Genomic DNA, 20,949 nt, shown 5'->3' on the forward strand with positions numbered 1-20,949 from the left:
GGTTTCTTTAAGCTGGCTTGATGTCTCGACTGCTGGCAATTGATCGGCTGAGTAGAATAACAGGTACAATCCCAACGGCCACGATGAGTAGTGCAGCAAGGGCGCACTGCTCTAAGCGCTGATCTGACGCATATTGGTAGACAAAGGTGGCTAGCGTATCGTAGTTAAACGGCCGTAAAATCAACGTGGCTGGTAGCTCTTTCATGCAATCCACAAATACGACTAATAGCGATGTCAAAAGACCGCCTTTGATAAGCGGCAAATGCACACGTAGTAATGTTCCCATCGGAGTCATGCCCAATGAGCGAGAGGCCATATCCATCGAAGGGGTTACTTTGTTTAATGAGCTACTAACTGCCCCAGCTGATACTGCTAAAAAGCGAACGCAATAAGCAAAGATGACAGCGAACACTGTTCCGCTAAGTAATAAGCCAGTTGAGTAATCAAAATGACTGCGCATAAACGCATCGACACTGTTATCGAAGTGGGCGAGGGGTACAAGCACGCCTAACGCAAGGACGGCTCCAGGGAGAGCATAACCAAGGCTAGAAAAGTTGATGGCTATTTTGAGTGATCGTTTATTGGGATTTAGTCGTTGGGCATAGCCGAGTAAAACCGCAATAATAAGGCATGCCACCGAGGCGGATATTGCCAGCGTAAAGCTATGCAGGGCGTGGCTTTGAAAGTCTTCTGTGTAAAATTGTTTAGTATAATTGAGAGAATAAAAAAGGAGTAAACCAACCGGTATTAAAAAACCGGCTAACAGAGGAACAAAACATGCAAGGAATGCTAATGCTGCTTTGCCTTTAGTTAAAGGGTAAGTGGCCAGCGCTTTAAATCTATCTTGGTTATGAAATTGCTGCTGCTTATAGCGACTCATACGCTCGCCTACGATGAGAAAGACCACAAAAATCATCATTAATGATGCAATTTGGGCAGCCCCTCCTAAATTCCCCATATTTAACCAAGTATCAAAAATTCCGGCACTTAGGCTTTTTACAGCAAAAAAATCTACCGTGCCAAAATCATTGAGTGTTTCCATGGATACGAGTGAGAGTCCAACGGCGATACTTGGTCGTGCAATGGGTAGTGATATACGGAAAAAGCTCTGTAATGGGCTGCACCCTAGTAAACGGCTAGCGTCTTTTAGGCTAGCAGATTGTTCTAGGAAAGCGGCACGAGACATTAAATAAATGTACGGGTAAAGGACTAGCGTGAGCATAGTGATGGCGCCGCCTAAAGAGCGGATTTCTGGAAACCAATAATCTCGAGGCGTTTGCCATCCAAAGAGGTCGCGTAAAAAGCCTTGAACAGGGCCCGAATACTCTAAAATATCCGTATACACGTAGGCGATAACATAGGCGGGTACCGCAAACGGAAGCAGTAAGGCCCATTCAAAAAAGCGCCTTCCAGGGAACTGGCACATAGTGACCAACCATGCTGTGCCTACGCCCAAAATAACAGAAAGAAAACCAACACCAGCTAAGAGCTTTAGGGTCGTGATGATGTAAACAGGTAAAACTGTATCGTATAAGTGCTTCCAGATATTTTCCTCTGGAAAAAGGGCAATGTAAAAAACAGATAAAATTGGCAAAGCGACGATGAGGGCAATTGCCCAGCTGCTAACAAGCCAGCTGTTAGTGGTTTTCTTAGCGAGGGGTGTGCTTTGCATGAGGGCTCTTTACAACAAAATACTACATGTCGGACAATAAAAAACGGCAGCCAAGAGACTACCGTTTGTGAGCAGATTTGTCGATTAAATGATTGTAATCAGTTATCAAAGCCGACTTTATCAACCAGTTTCGCGGCTTCTTTACGCAGAGCGCCTACTTCGGTCAGATTGATTTCATCGCCTTTAAAGTCACCCATATACTTCTTGATGATATCAGAGCGCTTTGTTTTAGGGCGAACAGGGAATTCAAAGTTAGCGTTTGCGTATAAATACTGCGCGTCACGTTCCGTTAAGAACTCAATAAGTTCGAGTGCTTCTTGTGGGTGTGGAGCGTATTTAGTGATCGAAGCGCCAGAAATATTCATGTGAGCGCCGCGTCCATCTTGGTTAGGAAAGACCAGGTTGATGGCTTCGGCCCAAGTTTTTTGTTCTGGCTCTTCTTCGTTAGTTAACATATGGCCAAAGTAGTAAGAGTTGCCAAGAGCTACGTCACAGATGCCTTCTTTAATCGCTTTTGCTTGAGCGCGATCGTTACCTTGAGGCTTCTGCCCTAAGTTATCTTTAACACCACGTAACCAAGTTTCAGTGGCTTCTAAACCGTCGTGGGCGATCATGCTTGCAATAAGGGAGATATTATATGTGTGCTTGCCGCTGCGTGTACAAACACGACCTTTCCATTTAGGGTCAGCTAGGTCTTCGTATGTTTTAATCTCACCTTCTTTTACACGCTCCTTAGAAGTGTAAATAACACGCGCTCGAGAGGTCAGACCGACCCAACGGTTTTCAGGGTCTTGAAAATGCTCTGGGACATTGCGTTCAATTGTAGCGCTGTCGATTGTGGCGAACAGGCCTTTTTCAGCGCCATCATACATAGGGCCGATATCTGGGGTAAGCATAACATCGGCTGGCGAGTTGCGACCTTCTTGTTCTAATCGCTCTAACAAACCTTTGTTGGAGTAAACAATATTGACTTTTATGCCTGTTTTATTCGTGAAAGCTTGTAGAAGAGGCTCCACTAAGAATTGTTGGCGATAAGAGTAAACATTGACCTCACCTTCAGCATAAGCGGGAGCAAATGAGAAAGCAGAAGTTACTGTGGCTAAAGTGAGTAGAGTTTTACGCAACATGTACACTAACCTATTGTCAATTTATTGTAGGTGGTAATTATTCAGTGATGCATTCTTAATGTCAATGCACATGAGATTTATTATCAATTGCGTTTGTTTTCATGTGTATGATGTTAAATCACTGGAAATAAGCGTGATAGCAAAGCGGTCACGGCTGTCTCAACACGCAGTATTCTTTGACCAATCTCAATTGTTTGCATACCGGCTTCTTGCAGTTTGTCGATCTCGTAAGGAATAAATCCGCCCTCTGGGCCTATGGCCAATATGCTTTCTTCTAAAGAGCTAGGGGGGCATGGTTGTGCGTCGTAGGGGTGGGCTACTAACGCTCTTTTATTACTGCACAGTAAAGGTAGCTCATCTTCTACAAAGGGTTTAAAGCGCTTACGTAGATGAATGTTAGGCAGCTGCGTGTCAATGCTTTGCTCAAGGCCTAGTAAGAGTTGTTCATGCAGTGCTTCGGGTTGCAAGAAAGGTGTCGACCAATAGCTTTTGTCAACGCGGTAGCTATGGATAAGGTACAGGTCTTTAACACCTAACATGCTGATACTATTTATGATGCGCCTCATCATTTTAGGGCGAGGTAAAGCGAGTACTAACGTTAAGGGCAAAGGAGTAGGTGGAGCTTGATGGAGCGTTACATCAAGCATGGCCGCTTGCTCGTTTATGCTGACAACTCGGCCTTGCCCTAGCTTTCCATTTAACTGGCCAACTCTTAATACGCTGTTAGGTTCGGCTTTATGGACTGATAAAAGATGATCTAGCTGTCGCCCGCCTAACTGGATTCTTACTGTGCTAGCGCTGTTGGCTATGACGTCTTTCTCAGAAAAAATGATGAGGTTCATTTATAGTTTACTGTCTTTGGAAATTATTCTTTCCATTATGACGGTTTTTCTTTTCATATTCTCCCGTTAGGATGTGGCACCCTTTCAAGAAGATGATTCAATGTCGAGCTCTGATTTACTAACTACCCCCGTTCGAACCGCACTTATAAAAATGACCCTTCCTATGATGATGGGTATCGTCAGCTTAATGCTATTTAACTTGGCTGATATATATTTTGTGGGCCAGTTAGGGGCAACGGAAATGGCGGCTTTAGCATTTACGTTCCCTGTCACTTTTTCGGTTGTAAGCTTGGCGATTGGTTTTGGTATAGGGACTTCAGCTATTTTAGCTAGATTGATTGGTAGTGGGCGCCATGGAGAAGCCGCTGTGCTTACAACTGACAATCTCCTCATGACGCTAATCGTTGTTTTGTGTGTCAGTACACTGGCTCATGCACTAATAACACCTCTCTATCATTGGTTAGGTGCTGATACTGAACAGCTCCCTTTTATTATCGACTATATGGGGATTTGGTGGTTTGGTGCTGCATTTATGGTAACCAATATGGTTGCTAGTAGTAGCTTGCGTGCTCGTGGGGATACTAAAACGCCCGGAATAGTGATGGCGACATCCTCTATTTTAAATGTTTTTTTGGACTCTGTTTTGATCTTTGGTTGGGGCCCTGTACCCGCACTGGGTATAGCAGGAGCGGCTTTGGCGAGCGTGATTTCATGGGGATGTGTCTTTTTGGTGCTTGTGTGGGTGTTATACAAAAAGTACCAATTAATCGTTTTGATTAAACCGGACTTGTTGCGGATTATTTCCAATTGGCGTCGGGTGATGAAAATAGGTCTGCCTGCGGCGCTGTCTAATATTATGACGCCTATTGCCGGCGGTTTTTTAACGGCTATGGTCGCGGCGCATGGCCCAGAAGCTGTTGCCGCCTTTGGTGTAGGAAACCGTTTGGAATCGCTTTCCTTATTAGTTTGCTTGGCTTTATCAATGACTTTGCCGCCTTTTGTAAGCCAGAATTTGGGAGCCGGACAGATTGGACGGGTAAAGATTGCTTACTATGGGGCGGTAAAGTTTGCTTTGGTATGGCAGCTCTTGATCTTTGTTTTATTGCTGCTAAATCGCGGTTCAATTGTGGATATTTTCACGGATACAGATGCCGTGAAAGTACCATTGTCGATGTGGTTAATGGTGGTTCCATTAGGCTTTGGTATGCAAGCTGTGATCTTTTTGAGTGCATCCACTTTAAACGCGTTACACCAGCCATTACGGGCGCTGCGGATTAGTTTAATACGCTTGTTTGTTTTTTTTATTCCCCTTGCTTGGGGGGCTAATATGCTGTTAGGTTTACAAGCGATGTTTATTGCTTTTGTGGTGGCAAATACTTGCGCTGCGTCAGTTGCTTTCTACTTAGTCCGGCAGCAATTGAAAAGAGGGCTTGATTCTCTCCACTGAATAGGCATAAATTGAATAGACATTAAGCTTTCATAAAGTAGTTGTATGCTTGATGTTGTTGCATCGCACCGCGGTGTGAGAAGAGGCTATAAAATCCGTCAAATTAGAACGGATCTGATACAAAAAATTAATAATTCAGTAGCACTACCAAACTGAAATGGAAAAACGGGGATGTGAAAATGAGTAAACGAATTGCTCTTGTAACGGGTGGTACTGGTGGTTTAGGCGCTGCAATTTGTCGTTCATTAGTCGATAAAGGCTTCACTGTAGTTGCTGGTTATAACAGTGGCGGAAACCACGAAAAAGCCAAGGCATGGCAGGAAGCTCAACGTGCCGATGGTTATGATATTTTAGTAGCGTACGGTGATGTCACAGACGATAAATCTTGCCAATCCTGCATTCAATCAGTAGAGGAAATGACCGGCGGAAATATTGATGTTTTGATCAATAATGCAGGTATTACCCGGGATGGTCAGTTCAAGAAAATGACATGGGAGCAATGGGATGAAGTACTCAGCGCTAACCTTGATTCCATGTTCCATATGACACGCCTAGTGATCAACCCAATGATCGAGAAAGGGTTTGGTCGCATCATTAATATATCATCTGTTAACGCTCAAAAAGGTCAGTTTGGGCAGTGTAACTATTCGGCAGCAAAGGCCGGCATACACGGTTTTACTAAAGCTCTGGCTCAAGAAGTAGCTGCAAAAGGCGTGACCGTGAACACGGTTTCTCCAGGGTATATCATGACGCCAATGGTGGCGCAGATCGCAGAAGAGATCCAAGATAAAATTTGTTCAACCATTCCGGTTAAGCGTTTTGGTACACCAGAAGAAATTGGTCGTATTGTAACCTTCTTGGCAGAAGATGAGTCGGGCTACATCACCGGCGCAGACATGTCTATAAACGGTGGCTTACACATGCACTAAGCTTGTGTAATTAATCAAAAAGCCTGCATATTTGCAGGCTTTTTTAGTTTTGCAGACCTGTGTTGTTATGCAGGCATTCCTTCGAAGACGGCATGTGTTAAAGCCTCAAAGCGTTCACAAAGCGTGTCGAATGTTTGATTAAATGCAACAGTGCTCCACTCAAGTTCCAGTAAGCGTATATCAAGTAAGGTCGTTGCTTGCAATGGTTGATCGAGTACCTGTTGCAGCCTCTGCATTTGATATTCCATGCGAAGTGCATGATCAGATTCAGGAGTGCTTTCTCCAAGAGCGATCTCAAGGCGAATACACAACTCTCGTAACGATCTGTCACTTTGCGCCCATAATAGATCGTCAATGTCACTCGCCGAGCTTGATATCACGGCTTCTACAGCGCTCTGGCGAGCTTTAATAGCATTAATCAGGCTATCAGGCAGGCTGCCTTTGCAATCGTTTATATTAACGGTAATGGCGGTCGTTGGCTTGCTTGATAAAATTTGCTCTTCAAGCTGATCGAGCTCTTTGGTTAACGCGATAAAAGCATGAGTGCTTTCTTGTGCTTCTAGCCGTTTTAACTGTTGCAGTTGTTCCTCTAGCTGGTGTGCGGCCTTGCGAAACTGTTGGCTATCGCGTGCCGATATAGCAGGGAAGTTGTTAATAATTTCGGAGCCTGCATGGTGAGCGGCTACAGCCGTTTTTAATGCCAAAGGTTTAACTGAAAAGTGTTGCAAGGTGTGAGTGTGTGCAAGTAGCTCAGTGCGTGGGTTGATAATGCTACGTTGCTCTTGCTGGTGCTCTGTTAATCGGTTAAAGATGGCGTCACACTCGACACGAAAACGCTTCCATAGCTTGCGTTCTTGGCTGTGGAAGGTTGGGCCTGCTTCTTTCCATTGCTCTTGTAGCAGCTTAGCTTGTTCGGCAGCAGCCTTTGGGTCATCAGATTGGGCGAGTTGGTGAGCATCATTAATAATCGCTTCTTTTTGTTGAAGAGCGGCTTCTTTAATGACTTTGAAGCGAGATTCAGTAGAGACAATCAGTTCATTAAATGCCTGTTGTATTTTTTGTCCTGGGTTACGGTCTACTGGAATAAACCGACGCCATTCTCGCTTAGCGGCAGTAATAACGGTTTCAATATCTCGCCAATAGGTTTCGTCCCAGTTTACAGTGTTTAAGTACTGTGACACTTCAGCTACGATCATTTCACGTTGAGATAAGTTGTAGGCACGTAGCTCTCTTTGCTGGCTAAAATACGCTTCGCAAGGCTCATAAGCCGTATCAGATGCGGCTTTAAAGCGTTTCCACAATAATGAGGAATGGATAGGGTCGGTAGAGTCGAGAAGTTTCCATTGTTGCTGCAACTCCTTAATACGTTGTGATTTCTCAGGAGCAGGCATCGAATCTTGCGCAGCTAATTGCTCCATTTCTTCGCAGAGTTGCTCTTTTTTAGGCGTTACCGCGTAGCCTTGCCAATCTTTAAGTTCTTGTAGCTGTGCTTGGAGTTGCCGTAAATGCTGTTCTTGAGCGGTGGACAACTTTTGTTGATTGGACTTAAAAGAGTCATTTAACTTTTTCACAAACTTATCCGCTTGTTTCGCCTCGCCGGCTTTTATGTACCGGTTCAGTTCATCCAGCTGTTGTTGAATAAGTTGTTGTGTGGCGGATTTCTGTTGTTGCTCTTGGCGCAAGAGGTTTTCAACAGTGTTGAGAGTCTCGGTTAGCTGCGTTACGGGTTCTGGCTGGGCATCTTGCTCAGGCCAGTTTAACGTGCTCAAGGCTTTTGTTAGTGCCGAGCGGAGCGCTTTTAAAGCACGGTTATCAAGTGCTGAAAGTTCTGAGGGTAGTAAAGCTGATACATACTCTTGTGCCTCACTAATCTTCTGGTCGCGCATAGAAAGATGAGTAAAGTATTCATCTAATAAAAGCGATTGACGAGAGAATGTCGCTTTTTGCTCTTCATGAGTAGGGCTGATGTGGGGCCAAGCTTGTTTGATATGAGCCCAATCGGACTCGCTAACCAATGCATGGTTGTCGTTAATTTGAGCAACGAGTAGTGTTTGTTGTTCGAGTAACTCTATAGCTTTTTGCTGAGCTTGTTCTTGTCGCTCGACTTCGCGTTTTTGTGCCTCTAATGTCGCTTGATGCTCATCAATCCGTAGTTGGCTTTGTTGCAGGGCTTGTGCAAAGGTCTCTTTAAGTGAGTCGATCGGCAAGCGGTCATCCAATTGCTCCCATGCGCTCAATAGTGACTCTTGCTTAGCTGGGTAAAGAGGAAACCATTCGCCTTTACTCAATTGTTGCATCTGGCTGCAAATATCGTGAGCTAACTCGGTTTGCTGTTTAGTTAACCTTTCTTGTTCTTTAAGCGCATTTAGCTTGTCGCGCATAATTTTATGGATGGTTTTATCGCTTTGACGTGTCTCTTTAAGCAACGTTTCTATATCGGTGGGCGAGGTTATTTTTTCAGCGGCTTCTTTACGAAGCTGAATAGGGGCGTTGGATAAAACAATGCCGAGTAATTGTTGATGATTGGCTTGATGTAGATGGTCCTGCAGTAGAGCACCATGGCCGCTTGAGCAAACGATTTGAAAAGCGCGTTCGTTATTTTGCCCATTGATGAGTCTCTCAAACGCGAATGTAGGGTTATTCGTTTGCCCTAGCTGATGAATGAGTTGTTGCTCGATAGCGGATAAATGAGCCTGTTCCTCGTTCAATAGATTAATAAGCTGATCGATATCCGTTATTTTTCCGGCGGCTAATAGCCGGACGTCAGCAGCGGGGTCTTGAGTGGCTAGCTGCGTTAGGATTTCTATGTGAGCTGGATTGTCTTCTCGTAATTTGCGCACTGCAGCCGCGCGAACACTAGGATCAGCATGTTGCCATTTAGGTCTAAAAAGCTTCGATAACATCAACGTTTACTTGTTCTACGAGCTGGCTGTCAATCATCCAGCAAAAGTGGGTGGGTTATTCTAGCGGGCTTGTCGTGCAATTTTAAGGCTTGACAGTTGCTTTTTGGCTACTCTTTATCAAATGATACGTCGCCATCGATGTAAAGCCATTGGTTATTCTCTTTATAAAATCGCGAACGTTCGTGCAAAACACCGGCTTCGCCGTTCGCTATAAAATATGCATCAAACTCGACTTCGCCAGTCGAGTCTTTCGCTTGGCCTTGCTTGCATTGCCGAATGGTTAGGCCGCACCATTGTGTATTTTTAACTTGTTCGCTAATCACAGAGTGATCGTCAGCATGACGTTTGCTGGGCGCTGTCGTATCAATTAAATAATCCACAGCACCTAAGGCAAAGGCCGTGTAACGGCTTCGCATTAACGCTTGAGCGGTAGGAGCTAATTGTGCGCCTTCTATGTAGGATTTACAGCATTTATCAAAAAGTAATCCAGAACCGCAAGGGCAGTGTTGATCTGATGAAGGTGTTGTCAACATGGCTGAAGATCCTCGCTTGTTGTTATCGTTATGCGCAGAAGGTGTTCACCAAAGGTCAAGGCTTTAAGAGCGCGTCTGTTATCCGTATTATAGCCTGTTCAACTTAGCTTTTTCATGGAATATCCTTATATGACTCCACCGCTAACTTTTTTCTGGCATGACTATGAAACCTTTGGGGCTGATCCAAAGCGTGACCGTCCCGTACAGTTTGCTGGTGTGCGTACTGATGCTGACTTTAACATTATCGAAGAGCCAGTCATGCTTTATTGCAAGCCGGCTGATGACGTACTGCCTAATCCAGATGCTTGTCTTATTACTGGTATTACACCTCAGCATGCGATGAGAGAAGGTGTCTGCGAGGCAGAGTTTATTAAGGTTATCCATGATGAGTTAGCGCGCCCAGGCACTTGTGGTGTGGGGTACAACAGTATTCGATTTGATGACGAAGTAACACGCTACACGCTGTATCGTAACTTTTATGATCCTTATGCGCGGGAATGGCAAAATAATTGTTCGCGATGGGACATTATCGATATGTTGCGCCTAACCAGAGCATTACGTCCCGAAGGTATTGTGTGGCCTACTTATGAAGATGGCTCGCCTAGTTTGCGCTTAGAGGATTTAACAAAAGCAAACAATATAGATCATGGCCATGCACATGATGCTTTATCGGATGTGTATGCCACCATAGCGATGGCAAAGTTAGTAAAGGAAAAACAGCCCAAATTATATGAGTACGTCATAAATAATCGAACTAAGGCGGCGGCACAGCGCCTTTTGGATGTGACGACCATGAAGCCGGTTTTACATGTCTCATCTCGTTATCCAGCAGAGTTGGGCAATCTTGCCGTTGTTGCTCCTTTAGCGAACCATCCGGTTAACCGAAACAGCACATTGGTGTGGGATTTACGTGTGGATCCAACCCCTTTGTTTGATTTGCCTGTGGATGAAATCAAACGTTTGATGTACTTACCCGCCGATCAGCGACGTGAAAACGACCCTAAAATAGCGCTAAAGCAGGTGCATGCTAATAAAAGCCCAATTTTAGCGCCCGCCGGTATGTTGAATACAGAAGAAGCGGCTCGGTTTCAGATTAATGGGGATCAGTGTCGAGCACATTTAACCATGCTGAGAGGTTTTACTGATCTAAAATCTAAACTGGCCGATATCATGACTGATGATGCAATGGAGTCGGATGGTGATCCTGACCATATGCTGTATGGGTCAGACTTTTTCAAAGAAGCCGATAAGCAAGCGATGGTTCAGATTCGCGAAGCACACCCTGAGGAATTAGCCGACCTATCCTTAGCATTTCAAGATCCACGTTTAGAAGAAATGCTATTTCGTTACCGTGCGCGAAATTACCCGTATACCCTCAGTAGTGATGAGCAGGTGCAATGGGAGCAGTACCGTACCGATAAACTTATGAAATCTGATAAGCGTAATTTGATGACCATGAAGGCATTTTATGAGCGTTTAAATACATTGTATGGATCGCCCGAATTGGATCAAAACCAGCGTGAGTTGCTAGAGGAACTGGCCATTTACGCTGAATCGATTATCCCTATGGATGACACGTATTAAGTTAGCATTGCTAGCTTAATGCTCAGTAACCAGTAACCAATTAAGGAGCAGGGTAATGCAAAAGAATACTTTGCGCTGTCAAATTGTCGGGGCTAAGGGCGCTCGTTGGTTACTCGTTGTGTGCTCATTATTTAGTGGTTTGGCGGCAGCCGTTGACGAGCCTATGCCGTACACTCTAGTTTACCCAAACGGTTATGCTGAAGGGACGGACAACGGCGCGACAGCCTATGCCAGTAAGCGCAGAGGAGACTTCGATAGGGAGCCAATGACTGTGATTCAGCCAATAGATAAGCCTTCTGATTTACCGCCACCGACAATCATAGCGCCATCGTCTTCGCCAGCGGTATTTGAGTTTAAAGCCGGGAAGGTAGCTAGCAAATCAGATCTCACTGGCGAAGATGCGGTATTTCAGCGTATCTATGACGACCAGGAGGCTGATCGTTGTGTGCTTAATCGACAAGCGTGTGAACAAGAAGAACAGGAGAAGAAGCAAAATCGTCAGTTTATTTCTTCTGGCGATCTAGCTCCGGCTCCTCGCTAATCAGGTTTTTACCCTTTCCAATACAGTTGGTATTTCGTGTAACCCCTTACTCCAGTTATAAGTCTGGATCAGTAGACAGTGTCTGCAGTACGAGACGGCGCGTAATCATTTCCTCATAAATGCTTTTTAATTCTGGAGCCGTTAGGGCTGATATGTAAGCCGATAACCGTTCTCTTTTATCAAAGCTTAATGCTTGATTATCAATATCACGCCAAAAACGATTAGTACTGTCGGATAGCTGACGGTCTTGGTCGTTGATGCGGGCGAGTACGCTGGCTTTGAATCGATTTAGCGTTGTCTCATCTAACTCACTAAGTTGCTGAGTGAATGCCTGCATAAAGGCATCCATACGCTCTTTGATGACTTGGATATCCGTCGAAGGGGACTGTACTACCAGTGCCATACCAGGCTGTTTACGGATTGTCATAGGCGATGCAAAAACGATATAACCTAACTGCTGTTCGGTTCTTAGCTGAGAGTAAAAAGGCGCTGAGAAAATCTCGTTAATTAGCGTGACGGCCGCCGCTTCTTTTTCTGTCGCGTTGGCGGTTTGTAAATACTGCACAACGGCATGGTCTTTGTGTTTAACCGGTACTGCTTGGGTAAATTGTTCTTCGCTTTTGATTTTCACAATGGAAGTATCGGGCGCTACTTCTCCTAATGAAACAGGCGAAAGCTGCGTTTCAATGGTGCGGGTAAGGTTTAGAGCCTGTGGAGCAAGCAAATTGCCGTTAGCTAGGACACGCACCTCAACCGATTGATAAAAGCGATCAATGAGCGCTGAGAGCTTTTCAAGTGTATACGACTGAGCCGCGACGGTTTGTTCATGTAGGTTCGGGTCGTGTAATAAGAAATCATAGCCGGCAGAAAATAATTGGTTATAGGGTGTTTCTTTGTCGGCATTGCTCAAGCTTTGTAGAAGGTCTTGTTTAACGCGGTTAAAGCGTTCGCTTGATAATTCTGGATGGCGTAAAGCACTAACGACAGGCGTGAGTAAACGGCCGATTTGTTGGTCATAGCCTGAGATGCGAACACTAATTCCGCGAGCATGGGAATATATTTGGGTTGATAACCCAGCCATCTGAGCATCGTAAAGCAGCTTATTGAGTTGCTCGTTAATCAAGTCCGTATAGAGGTGAAGGCCGACGGAGGCGTCAGCACCTTCGCGTGCTACAGGTGATAGCAAGGTAAACCAAACGTCAGCTTTAGGAACGTTGAATTGAGTATTGTGTAAGTGCCACAAAGCTAACCCAGGGACACCGGTGTCAAGCTGAGTTGGGACTAACTGAGTTTGTGTTGATTCGTTTGTGCCGCCCTTCAACGAAAGATCAGTCGCTATGAAAGGGTTGGTATGACGAACAAAAAGTTCAGGGTTAGTCGGTGCCTTGCTCCAAGTGGCGAGTTGTTCACTGGTTAATGGGATGGCTTGATAAGGCGTATTGTAATATGGTGCTTTTTGATCGCTGTTTAAGCTATTGGCTTGTAGTGCCAAAACCATGTTTTCTGGCGTTATTTGGGTTATGTAGCGTTTAATTACATCTGAGTCGTATCGGTCGAGCCGATAGGGCGCGACTAATAAATCTTCTATCGGGTAGGTCTGATCCGCCATACGTTGGGAGAGTTGCGTAACATAATGTACTGGTTCTCTTTCATCTAAAAACTGAAATGCTTGCTGGCTCAGGAGTTTTTCTTCATTAAAAAGAGCTTGGCTGATGCCTTGTGTCTTTAATGATGCAATGTAGCTAAAAAATAGGCTGACGATTTCGTCTTTGTGATTGAAGCCTTCGGGTGTTAAGCCAATATAGACGCTAAAGGCTGATTCATTATCAAAAGATTGCCCCGGAGAAGCCCCAAGGCTATTTGCCCACCCTTTGGACTTTAATAACGCAAGAAGGCTGCCGTCTCCTTCATAGCCAACCATGCTGCTGATAAGGCTAAGCGGTTTTGTCTCCCAATAGTCGCGGTCACTGGGCATGGGGAAACTCAGACTTAAACCATAATCATCCTTTAACGTTTGGATGTTAATCTGGATGGGTAAATCACTTGGGTCATACAAAGGCGTATTAATAGTAAATTCTGGGGTCAATTTGTTAGGTATTGCACTGAAATATTGTTGGGCAAGTTCGGCTAGTTGATCCAGTGATTGCTTGCCCAATATCGCAAGTTTCATTTGGTTAGCGCTGTAGTATTGGTTATAAAAAGCGACAACATCTTTACGCAGTTGGCCGTTCTCATTATCTAATGTCTCTAAATTTCCAACAGAGAAGCGGCTGGCAGGGTGCTCTGGATTCATTATTTGTTGCGTAGCTGCATAAACTCGACGGTTATCATCACGGATTTTTGCGCGATATTCTGAGTGAACGGCATTACGTTCGCGCTGGGTATATTCTTCGGAAAAAAGTGGATGTATAAAAAACTGTGAAAAACGATCCAGAGCTGGCGCTAGGTCGTTCGCATTGATATCAAAAAAATAATTGGTGTTTTCGAGTGCAGTAAAGGCATTGTGAGCCCCCCCATGAGATTGTATAAAAGCCTGATACTCGCCGGCTTTGGGGTATTTCTCGGTACCTAAAAACAGCATGTGCTCTAAAAAGTGCGCTAAGCCTTCACGGCCTTTTGGGTTAGCGGCCGAGCCTATATTAACATCCATTGATACAGCGGCCTTGCTGGTGGCCGGGTCAGATATTAGCAGCACCTCAAGTTGATTAGGCAGAGTAAGGACTTGATAGGCCCGGCTATCATTGGGACTTTTTATGAGGTTAGCAGCTGCCTGACTGGGTAGGGAGATAAATAGAGACAGGGCTACGACGGCAATCGTGTAGATTACTCCTAATGGCTGTTTTATGCGTGCACATCTGGCTAACATCGCTACTTCCTTAAGAAAAAGTCTTAAAAAGACAATGAAAATCAATTTACTAACTTAGTTGGTCATTGAGCGGATAGACAGTATCCTATTTAGCTGGTTCCGTGAATACAGTAACCCTGTACATATACAGATATGTGACTCGCGCTGGTTAAATGCGGTTGTTCTTCTGGTTAAACGCCTTAGAATGAAGAATTGGTGTTCACTTGGGATAAGTGGCAAACAGACAAAGGATGAATTGATGAATCGCGAGAAAGTGATCTTTGCTTTTTTTATAGTATTAGCGCTAACCATTAACTTTGGTTTTTTTATCGGTGATATCGATGACCCTATTCATCACAATGAGTTCGAGTTGTTTGCCGCTTTAGTCGTCAGTTTGATTTGTACCGTACTCAAGTTTGGTGATCGCACTCACTTAGGAGCACTGATGTTGGCGACCAGTTTGGTGGCCGATTTGCAGCTTATTATTGCGGCTTTCCTATGGGGCTTTGCTGAGCAAATTAGCGGAGGGCTCACTCCTCATATGATGTCCAGTATTGTGTCATTGTCGGGTGGGGCCGTCTTGGCCAATGTGGTATCGGTTGTATTACTAGTGGTTGAGACGGTAGTGGTACGTCGCTAGTCCATGAATAATATTATTTATTTGGTACTACGCCGGTTACGAATGCCGCTCATCACATTGATTGTGATTTATGCAATTTCTGTGTTGGGCTTTGTGCTTATTCCGGGCCAAGATGATGAGGGCAACCCGTGGCGCATGGGATTTTTTCATGCCGTTTATTTTGTTTCCTTCATGGGGTCCACAATAGGCTTTGGTGAGATCCCTTATCCGTTTACTGATGCGCAACGCATGTGGGCGCTTATTATGATTTATGCCACGGTTATCTCGTGGCTATATAGCATCGGTTCCATGCTGGCGCTTTTGCAAGAGCCAGGTTTTGGTCGCATGCTGCGCCGCCGGTCGTTCACTAATGAAGTGTTTTCTATTACAGAGCCTTTCTATCTTGTGTGTGGCTATGGCGTGACCGGAAAAATAGTGGTCGAAAAATTAGCACTGCGGGATATCAGAACCGTCGTCATTGATGTGGACCAAGACTGCATCGATGAGCTCGATATGTGTGGTTTACCTTTAAGGGTTCCCGGCTTGTGTGCTGATGCGGCGTTACCTGACATTTTAGATGATGCTGGTGTACAGCGTGATAACTGCATAGGAGTGTTGGCTTTAACTGACGATGACAACGCTAACCTTTCAATTTCTATCGCTAGTAAATTGCTCAAACCTAATCGTCTCGTCATTAGCCGAACGGAGTCTGATGTTACAACGGGCAATTTATTGTCATTCGGCACTGATATCGTGATTGATCCTTTTGTTACTTACGCTCGTTATTTGTCGATGGCAATAAACGCCCGATACAAGCACTTGGTATACGATTGGCTAATCAACCCCACACACCGGCCTCTGTCCAGTGCTAATCAAAAAATCGTTGGCCGTTGGATTATTTGTGGCTTTGGCCGCTTTGGACGACAATTATATAAGGCGTTTCGTGATTGTGGCGTTACGGTAACCATCATCGACTCAGACCCTATCAATGTTAACAAAACACAACAGCAAGTATGGGGTGTGGGTACAGAAGCTCATACGTTAAAAGAAGCGGGTGTTGAGGAAGCCGTAGGAATTATTGCAGGTACCAATAATGATGCGGACAATTTATCGATCATCATGACGGCACGGGAATTAAACCCTAAATTAATTACAGTGGTTCGCCAAAATTTAGACGCCAATCACCTGATATTTTCTAACTCTAAAGCAAACTTCATTATGGAATCGGGTGGAATCATTGCTAATCAGATTCTTGCCCAAATAAAAACGCCGTTATTGGCAAAGTTTATTCAATCAATGAATGCTTATAACGATATTTGGGCACATGAGTTACTTAACCGCATGAGCCGTGTAGTTGGGGATCAAGAAGTCGATAGCTGGGCCTTTACGGTAAATGAAGAACAAACGCCGGCTTTAATGATGGCGTTGAATGAAGGGAAATCATTAAAGCTTAATGTTTTCATGAAAGATCCAAGAGAACGCAAACGTATGTTGAATGTCTTTCCGTTACTCTTGTACCGTCGTGGCGAGGTGTATATGCTACCCGGCGAGTTAGATAAGCTCATGGCCGGTGATCAAATTCTGCTGTGTGGTCTAACGACGAGTTTTAGCCAAATTGAATGGACTATTAATAATTATAATGTGCTGTACTACGTTTTAACCGGAGAAGACAGGAGCCGTACCTTGCTATCGCGCTGGTTTCGGGAAAAGCCTGAATAATAAAAAACGGTAACGTCGCTAGGGATCCCTCATGGCTTATGTTTTATTGTGTTTCACAGCTCTTTTTTGGGCTGGGAACTTTGTTTTAGGGCGCGCAATGCACTTGGTGTTACCGCCAATAACAATGGCGGAAATGCGTTGGAGTTTGGCGCTATTATTGATTCTGCCCTTCTTATTACCTCGCCTTCGTCTGCATTGGCCTGTTATTTGTCGATATTGGAAACGCTTGTTTTTCATGGGCGTTTTGAGCGTTGCAAGCTTTAATACGCTTATTTATGTAGGCTTAACCCATACCACTGCAACCAATGCTACCTTGCTGCAGTCGGCGGTCCCTATTGTTATTTTGCTAGTGACCGGTCTGTTTTTTAAGGAGCCAGTTTCGCTTCGTCAGTGGGGTGGGGTGGCGTGTTCGTTAATGGGAGTGCTGACGCTAATTACAGCAGGGCATTTGGAAACGTTACTTCATTTATCGATCAATCAAGGTGATTTATGGGTGCTGGGAGGCGTTTTTAGTTGGGCCCTTTATTCGATTTCGTTACGCTGGAAGCCTATTGAATTGGATGGCTTTACGTTTTTTGGTGTAACGGTTGTGGTAGGCGTACTGGTTTTGTTGCCCCTGTCTTTGTTAGAGCTGCAAACGGTAGCGCCTCCAGCTTGGTCAATTAAATCAATAGCGACCATCGTGTATATGGCGATATGCCCATCTATTCTTGCGTATATTTTTTGGAACCGAGGTGTCGCGGAACTTGGTGCTCCTAAAGCAGGTCTATTTATTCATCTTATGCCGCTATTTGGCATTGTGCTGTCCGCTATATTTTTAGGTGAAGCGATTCGTAGCTACCATTTTGTTGGGATGGCTCTTATTTTCGGTGGGATATATTTAGCCGTTGTTGCGGATGCATTGAAAAGAATTCAAAAAACTACTTGAGGTACCTATGCGTAACTTCTTTATTGCTCTACTAATGTCTTTCTTTGTTGTGGGAATCACAGCCCCAGTAGCTGATGCCGCCCGATTCGGTGGCGGTGCTAAGCTGGGTAAAACCTTCACAGCGCCTAAAAAAAGCTCACCGGCGGCCAGTAATACGCAACAGAAAACGCCAACTCAAACGGCTGCTTCAGGTAAAAAGCCAGGGATGATGGGGGGCTTAATGGGTGGCTTGTTAGCAGGTGGATTATTGTCTGCTTTGTTCTTTGGGGGTGCTTTCGATGGTATCCAGTTAATGGATGTCTTACTCATTGCCTTAGTGGCGTTTGTGCTTTTCAAATTGTTTGCAAGCAAGAAGCAAGCGCAGTCTCAAGCCCAGTATGCGGGGGCGGGTGGCGCTCAGTATCGTGAGACAGCATCCGAGCAGCCGTCGGGCAATGGGCAAGATCTTAGTAATGCGTCTGTCGATACACTCCCGACGACATCGCATGGTCAATATGGGCAGGCCGAAACACCTGCATGGTTCGATAAAGCGGCGTTTGTTAAGGGAGCCCAAAGCCACTTTGAAAACTTACAAAAAGCGTGGGACGAACAAAATTGGGAAGAAATTGCTACCTACACGACTCCTGAGCTACTCGCTGAATTAAAAACTGAGCGAGCGAAGCACCCAGCAGATCAAACAACCGAAGTGGTTTCTGTGATGGCTGATTTATTTAACTTTATCGACAATCAGAGCAATGTTGTTGCTAGTGTTCACTTTTATGGTTGGATTAAAGAGAGCCGTGCAGAACAACCAAAAGAGTTTGGTGAAGTGTGGCATTTAACGCGTGACATGACTCAGCCAAACGCAGATTGGTTTATCGTAGGGATGGAGCAGGAGCAGACTTCTTAAAGAGTTAGTCATATTAAAAGGCACCTATCTAGGTGCCTTTTTTTGTGGATTAACTTTGTGTTTTAAGCTTGTTCTTCGCGTTTAAACACAAAAGTATCGCCTTCCGATTCACTAGGGCAAAAATAGTAGCCTTCGTAGTCAAACTGTTTGAGTTGCTCAGGGTCTGTAATAGCCTGATCAATAATGAACCGTGTCATTAATCCACGCGCTTTTTTCGCATAAAAACTAATGATTTTATAGTGGCCATTTTTTTGGTCTTTAAACACTGGTGTAATAATTTGTGCGTTTATTTGTTTAGCTTTGACAGCTTTGTAGTACTCATTCGATGCTAGGTTTACAAGCACGGGTTTGTCTTGCTTTGCTAAATCATCATTGAGTGACTCCGTTAGCTCATTGCCCCAGAACTGGTATAAATCTTTGCCGGCTTTGTTGGTTAGCTTCGTTCCCATTTCTAACCGGTAGGGCAGCATTAAATCCAGCGGCCGTAAAACGCCGTAGAGGCCGGACAGCATACGAAGATGATCTTGTGCATAAGCGAGTTTTTCTTCGCTGAGGGTTTGGGCATCTAAGCCTGTGTATACGTCGCCCTTAAAGGCTAAAATAGCCTGCTTGCCTTGGCTATCGTCGTAATCTTTTACCCAAGAGTTGTAGCGCGCCACATTTAAACTGGCCAACTTATCGCTTAGCTTCATTAACTGGGCAACGTCTTGAACAGATAGCTGTTTGAGCTCATCTATCAGAGCACTAGAGCGCTCTAAAAACCGAGGCATCGTTGATGTTTTGGTGGTAGGTGGTGTGTCGTAATCGAGGGTTTTAGCTGGTGAAATCACAATTAACATAACAATCGCTCAACTCTGTTATCTGGGTCAGTAAGTATGATGACTATTTTGCACGCATCTGACAGATTTACCACCGGTTCTTTATGAGTTGTGGCTATTGCCGTGTTAGAAAAAAGTAATGAGTGGCATAACGTGAATGGATCTAAATGTCAGGCGAACCAGTGGCTAAATTTGTGTATCATGTGGCCTCGTTTTAAAGTTTTTTTATCGAGTTTATGTTATTCAGGATCGATCTGTTATGTCTAAGAAGACGGTTTTAACCGGTATTACCACCTCAGGTACCCCACATATTGGTAACTACTTGGGTGCTATCAAGCCTGCAATCAATGCTAGCCAAAATGATGCTTTTCAGAGCTTCTTCTTTTTGGCGGACTACCATGCATTGATTAAATGTCAGGACCCGGCTCGTGTAGCGCAATCTTCTCGTGAAATAGCAGCAACTTGGCTAGCATTAGGCCTAGATACGGATAAAGCGACGTTTTATCGCCAAACGGATATTCCTCAGATAACGGAGTTGTCATGGATTCTCTCGTGCTTGACCTCTAAAGGTTTAATGAACCGTGCGCATGCCTATAAAGCTTCGGTTGATGCGAATCGTGATGCAGGTAATCCAGATTTAGATGACGGTGTTACCATGGGGTTGTTTAGCTACCCTGTTCTAATGGCTGCCGATATTTTGATGTTTAATGCGGATATAGTGCCGGTTGGTAAAGATCAAATTCAACACATTGAGATGGCTCGTGATGTGGCTGGGCGCTTTAATCACGCCTATGAACCTTTGTTTGCCTTGCCGGAAGCCCAAGTGGATGAAGCAACTCAGCTCATTCCGGGGTTAGATGGCCGTAAAATGTCAAAAAGCTATGATAATACGATTCCGCTTTTTTGCTCATCAGATCAATTGCGTAAGCTCATTAACCAAATTGTAACGGACATCAAAGCCCCAGGTGAACCAAAAGACCCTGATAACAGCACCTTGTTCCAGTTATACAGCTTATTTGCTAACGAGCAAGAAACATCAGTTATGCGCCAGCGCTTCTTAGAAGGTATAGGGTGGGGCGATGCCAAAAAAGAGCTTTTTGAATTTTTGGATAGTCAGCTTACGCAGCCGCGTAATCGTTATAACGAGCTAATGAACGATTTAGGCACCGTAGAGGCTATTTTGCAAAAAGGTGCAGAGAAAGCCAAAGCTGTTTCAGAACCTTTTATGGAAAAAGTGCGCATCGCTGCGGGAATACGCCCGCTTAATTATGTGCCTGTCGCCAAAGAAGTAAAAACTGAAACCAAAGAAAAGCCAGCCCAAGACTCGGCGCGTGCTGAGGAAGGTCGTCGACGAGCGATCCTTATGCAATTAACGCCGGTATTTAAACGTATTGATTCGGCTGCTGATAAAGCGAAAGAAGCAGCGGTAGTGCTGGCTGAAAAAGCAGAGGAAGTGGAGCAGTTAAAGAAAAAAGCGAAGCAAAAAGCACAAAACGAACTGGATATCTTAAAAGAGGAGTTGGCCAAGTTTTTTTAAGATTTATGTGACTAAC

16 protein-coding genes are annotated in these 20,949 nt (G+C 44.6%); 9 read left to right on the top strand and 7 right to left on the bottom strand.

What is annotated here, in order from left to right; all coding sequences use genetic code 11:
- Nucleotides 1-7: 7 nt before the first annotated feature.
- From BS617_RS03655 to BS617_RS03665, 3 genes are all read right to left on the bottom strand, one after another.
- On the bottom strand, nt 8-1,672 hold the full coding sequence (locus tag BS617_RS03655; protein WP_075171544.1) for an ABC transporter permease: 1,665 nt from the start codon (nt 1,670-1,672) through the stop codon (nt 8-10).
- Nucleotides 1,673-1,770: 98 nt separating this feature from the next.
- Nucleotides 1,771-2,799 (bottom strand): Fe(3+) ABC transporter substrate-binding protein, encoded by a 1,029-nt coding sequence (locus BS617_RS03660; RefSeq protein WP_075171545.1) that lies wholly within the window; start codon nt 2,797-2,799, stop codon nt 1,771-1,773.
- Nucleotides 2,800-2,912: 113 nt separating this feature from the next.
- A complete protein-coding gene (locus BS617_RS03665; protein WP_075171546.1) occupies nt 2,913-3,641 on the bottom strand; it encodes a 16S rRNA (uracil(1498)-N(3))-methyltransferase in 729 nt (242 codons plus the stop codon).
- Between the two features lie 100 nt (nt 3,642-3,741).
- Here BS617_RS03665 and BS617_RS03670 point away from each other — a divergent pair, with 100 nt between their 5' ends.
- Both BS617_RS03670 and phbB read left to right on the top strand, forming a co-directional pair.
- Nucleotides 3,742-5,088 (top strand): MATE family efflux transporter, encoded by a 1,347-nt coding sequence (locus BS617_RS03670; protein ID WP_075171547.1) that lies wholly within the window; start codon nt 3,742-3,744, stop codon nt 5,086-5,088.
- A gap of 179 nt (nt 5,089-5,267) precedes the next feature.
- On the top strand, nt 5,268-6,017 hold the full coding sequence (gene phbB, locus BS617_RS03675) for an acetoacetyl-CoA reductase (protein ID WP_075171548.1): 750 nt from the start codon (nt 5,268-5,270) through the stop codon (nt 6,015-6,017).
- A 65-nt stretch (nt 6,018-6,082) separates the two neighbouring features.
- Here the strand turns inward: phbB and BS617_RS03680 are convergent, their stop codons facing one another.
- Both BS617_RS03680 and BS617_RS03685 read right to left on the bottom strand, forming a co-directional pair.
- Entirely contained in the window at nt 6,083-8,920 is a 2,838-nt protein-coding gene (locus tag BS617_RS03680) for a DUF349 domain-containing protein (RefSeq protein WP_075171549.1), read from the bottom strand.
- 107 nt (nt 8,921-9,027) lie between these two features.
- Nucleotides 9,028-9,453, bottom strand: coding sequence for a YchJ family protein (locus tag BS617_RS03685; protein ID WP_075171550.1), 426 nt, complete (start codon nt 9,451-9,453; stop codon nt 9,028-9,030).
- A 129-nt stretch (nt 9,454-9,582) separates the two neighbouring features.
- On the opposite strand from BS617_RS03685, the gene sbcB reads away from it, so the two are divergent.
- Both sbcB and BS617_RS03695 read left to right on the top strand, forming a co-directional pair.
- Nucleotides 9,583-11,037, top strand: coding sequence for an exodeoxyribonuclease I (gene sbcB, locus BS617_RS03690; protein ID WP_075171551.1), 1,455 nt, complete (start codon nt 9,583-9,585; stop codon nt 11,035-11,037).
- Nucleotides 11,038-11,092: 55 nt separating this feature from the next.
- Entirely contained in the window at nt 11,093-11,578 is a 486-nt protein-coding gene (locus BS617_RS03695; protein WP_075171552.1) for a hypothetical protein, read from the top strand.
- 55 nt (nt 11,579-11,633) lie between these two features.
- Here BS617_RS03695 and BS617_RS03700 read toward each other — a convergent pair whose 3' ends face one another.
- Nucleotides 11,634-14,444, bottom strand: a complete 2,811-nt coding sequence (locus tag BS617_RS03700; RefSeq protein ID WP_075171553.1) for an insulinase family protein — start codon at nt 14,442-14,444, stop codon at nt 11,634-11,636.
- Nucleotides 14,445-14,682: 238 nt separating this feature from the next.
- Here BS617_RS03700 and BS617_RS03705 point away from each other — a divergent pair, with 238 nt between their 5' ends.
- Genes BS617_RS03705 through BS617_RS03720 form a run of 4 tightly spaced genes read left to right on the top strand, consistent with a single transcriptional unit; the run spans nt 14,683 to nt 18,578 of the window.
- Nucleotides 14,683-15,063: a DUF6394 family protein gene (locus tag BS617_RS03705; RefSeq protein WP_075171554.1), complete on the top strand. Its 381-nt coding sequence runs from the start codon at nt 14,683-14,685 to the stop codon at nt 15,061-15,063.
- Nucleotides 15,064-15,066: 3 nt separating this feature from the next.
- The gene (locus BS617_RS03710) at nt 15,067-16,761 is read left to right on the top strand and encodes a potassium channel family protein (protein ID WP_075171555.1); all 1,695 of its coding nucleotides are present in this window, start codon (nt 15,067-15,069) and stop codon (nt 16,759-16,761) included.
- Between the two features lie 31 nt (nt 16,762-16,792).
- Nucleotides 16,793-17,689 (top strand): DMT family transporter, encoded by an 897-nt coding sequence (locus BS617_RS03715; protein WP_075171556.1) that lies wholly within the window; start codon nt 16,793-16,795, stop codon nt 17,687-17,689.
- 7 nt (nt 17,690-17,696) lie between these two features.
- Nucleotides 17,697-18,578, top strand: a complete 882-nt coding sequence (locus BS617_RS03720; protein ID WP_075171557.1) for a Tim44 domain-containing protein — start codon at nt 17,697-17,699, stop codon at nt 18,576-18,578.
- Between the two features lie 62 nt (nt 18,579-18,640).
- Here BS617_RS03720 and yaaA read toward each other — a convergent pair whose 3' ends face one another.
- Entirely contained in the window at nt 18,641-19,417 is a 777-nt protein-coding gene (gene yaaA, locus BS617_RS03725; protein ID WP_075171558.1) for a peroxide stress protein YaaA, read from the bottom strand.
- 238 nt (nt 19,418-19,655) lie between these two features.
- Between yaaA and BS617_RS03730 the strand changes: the two genes are divergently transcribed.
- Nucleotides 19,656-20,933 (top strand): tryptophan--tRNA ligase, encoded by a 1,278-nt coding sequence (locus tag BS617_RS03730; protein ID WP_075171559.1) that lies wholly within the window; start codon nt 19,656-19,658, stop codon nt 20,931-20,933.
- Nucleotides 20,934-20,949: the final 16 nt, after the last annotated feature.

Origin of the sequence: Neptunomonas phycophila, from assembly GCF_001922575.1 — a bacterium.
GTDB lineage: Bacteria > Pseudomonadota > Gammaproteobacteria > Pseudomonadales > Balneatricaceae > Neptunomonas > Neptunomonas phycophila.

Coding starts and splice junctions, on each gene's coding strand:
- BS617_RS03730 (WP_075171559.1), top strand. CDS start 19,656: ATGTCTAAGAAGACGGTTTTAACCGGTATTACCACCTCAGGTACCCCA.
- yaaA (WP_075171558.1), bottom strand. CDS start 19,417: ATGTTAATTGTGATTTCACCAGCTAAAACCCTCGATTACGACACACCA.
- BS617_RS03720 (WP_075171557.1), top strand. CDS start 17,697: ATGCGTAACTTCTTTATTGCTCTACTAATGTCTTTCTTTGTTGTGGGA.
- BS617_RS03680 (WP_075171549.1), bottom strand. CDS start 8,920: ATGTTATCGAAGCTTTTTAGACCTAAATGGCAACATGCTGATCCTAGT.
- BS617_RS03715 (WP_075171556.1), top strand. CDS start 16,793: ATGGCTTATGTTTTATTGTGTTTCACAGCTCTTTTTTGGGCTGGGAAC.
- phbB (WP_075171548.1), top strand. CDS start 5,268: ATGAGTAAACGAATTGCTCTTGTAACGGGTGGTACTGGTGGTTTAGGC.
- BS617_RS03665 (WP_075171546.1), bottom strand. CDS start 3,641: ATGAACCTCATCATTTTTTCTGAGAAAGACGTCATAGCCAACAGCGCT.
- BS617_RS03670 (WP_075171547.1), top strand. CDS start 3,742: ATGTCGAGCTCTGATTTACTAACTACCCCCGTTCGAACCGCACTTATA.
- BS617_RS03660 (WP_075171545.1), bottom strand. CDS start 2,799: ATGTTGCGTAAAACTCTACTCACTTTAGCCACAGTAACTTCTGCTTTC.
- BS617_RS03700 (WP_075171553.1), bottom strand. CDS start 14,444: ATGTTAGCCAGATGTGCACGCATAAAACAGCCATTAGGAGTAATCTAC.
- BS617_RS03655 (WP_075171544.1), bottom strand. CDS start 1,672: ATGCAAAGCACACCCCTCGCTAAGAAAACCACTAACAGCTGGCTTGTT.
- BS617_RS03695 (WP_075171552.1), top strand. CDS start 11,093: ATGCAAAAGAATACTTTGCGCTGTCAAATTGTCGGGGCTAAGGGCGCT.
- BS617_RS03705 (WP_075171554.1), top strand. CDS start 14,683: ATGAATCGCGAGAAAGTGATCTTTGCTTTTTTTATAGTATTAGCGCTA.
- BS617_RS03710 (WP_075171555.1), top strand. CDS start 15,067: ATGAATAATATTATTTATTTGGTACTACGCCGGTTACGAATGCCGCTC.
- sbcB (WP_075171551.1), top strand. CDS start 9,583: ATGACTCCACCGCTAACTTTTTTCTGGCATGACTATGAAACCTTTGGG.
- BS617_RS03685 (WP_075171550.1), bottom strand. CDS start 9,453: ATGTTGACAACACCTTCATCAGATCAACACTGCCCTTGCGGTTCTGGA.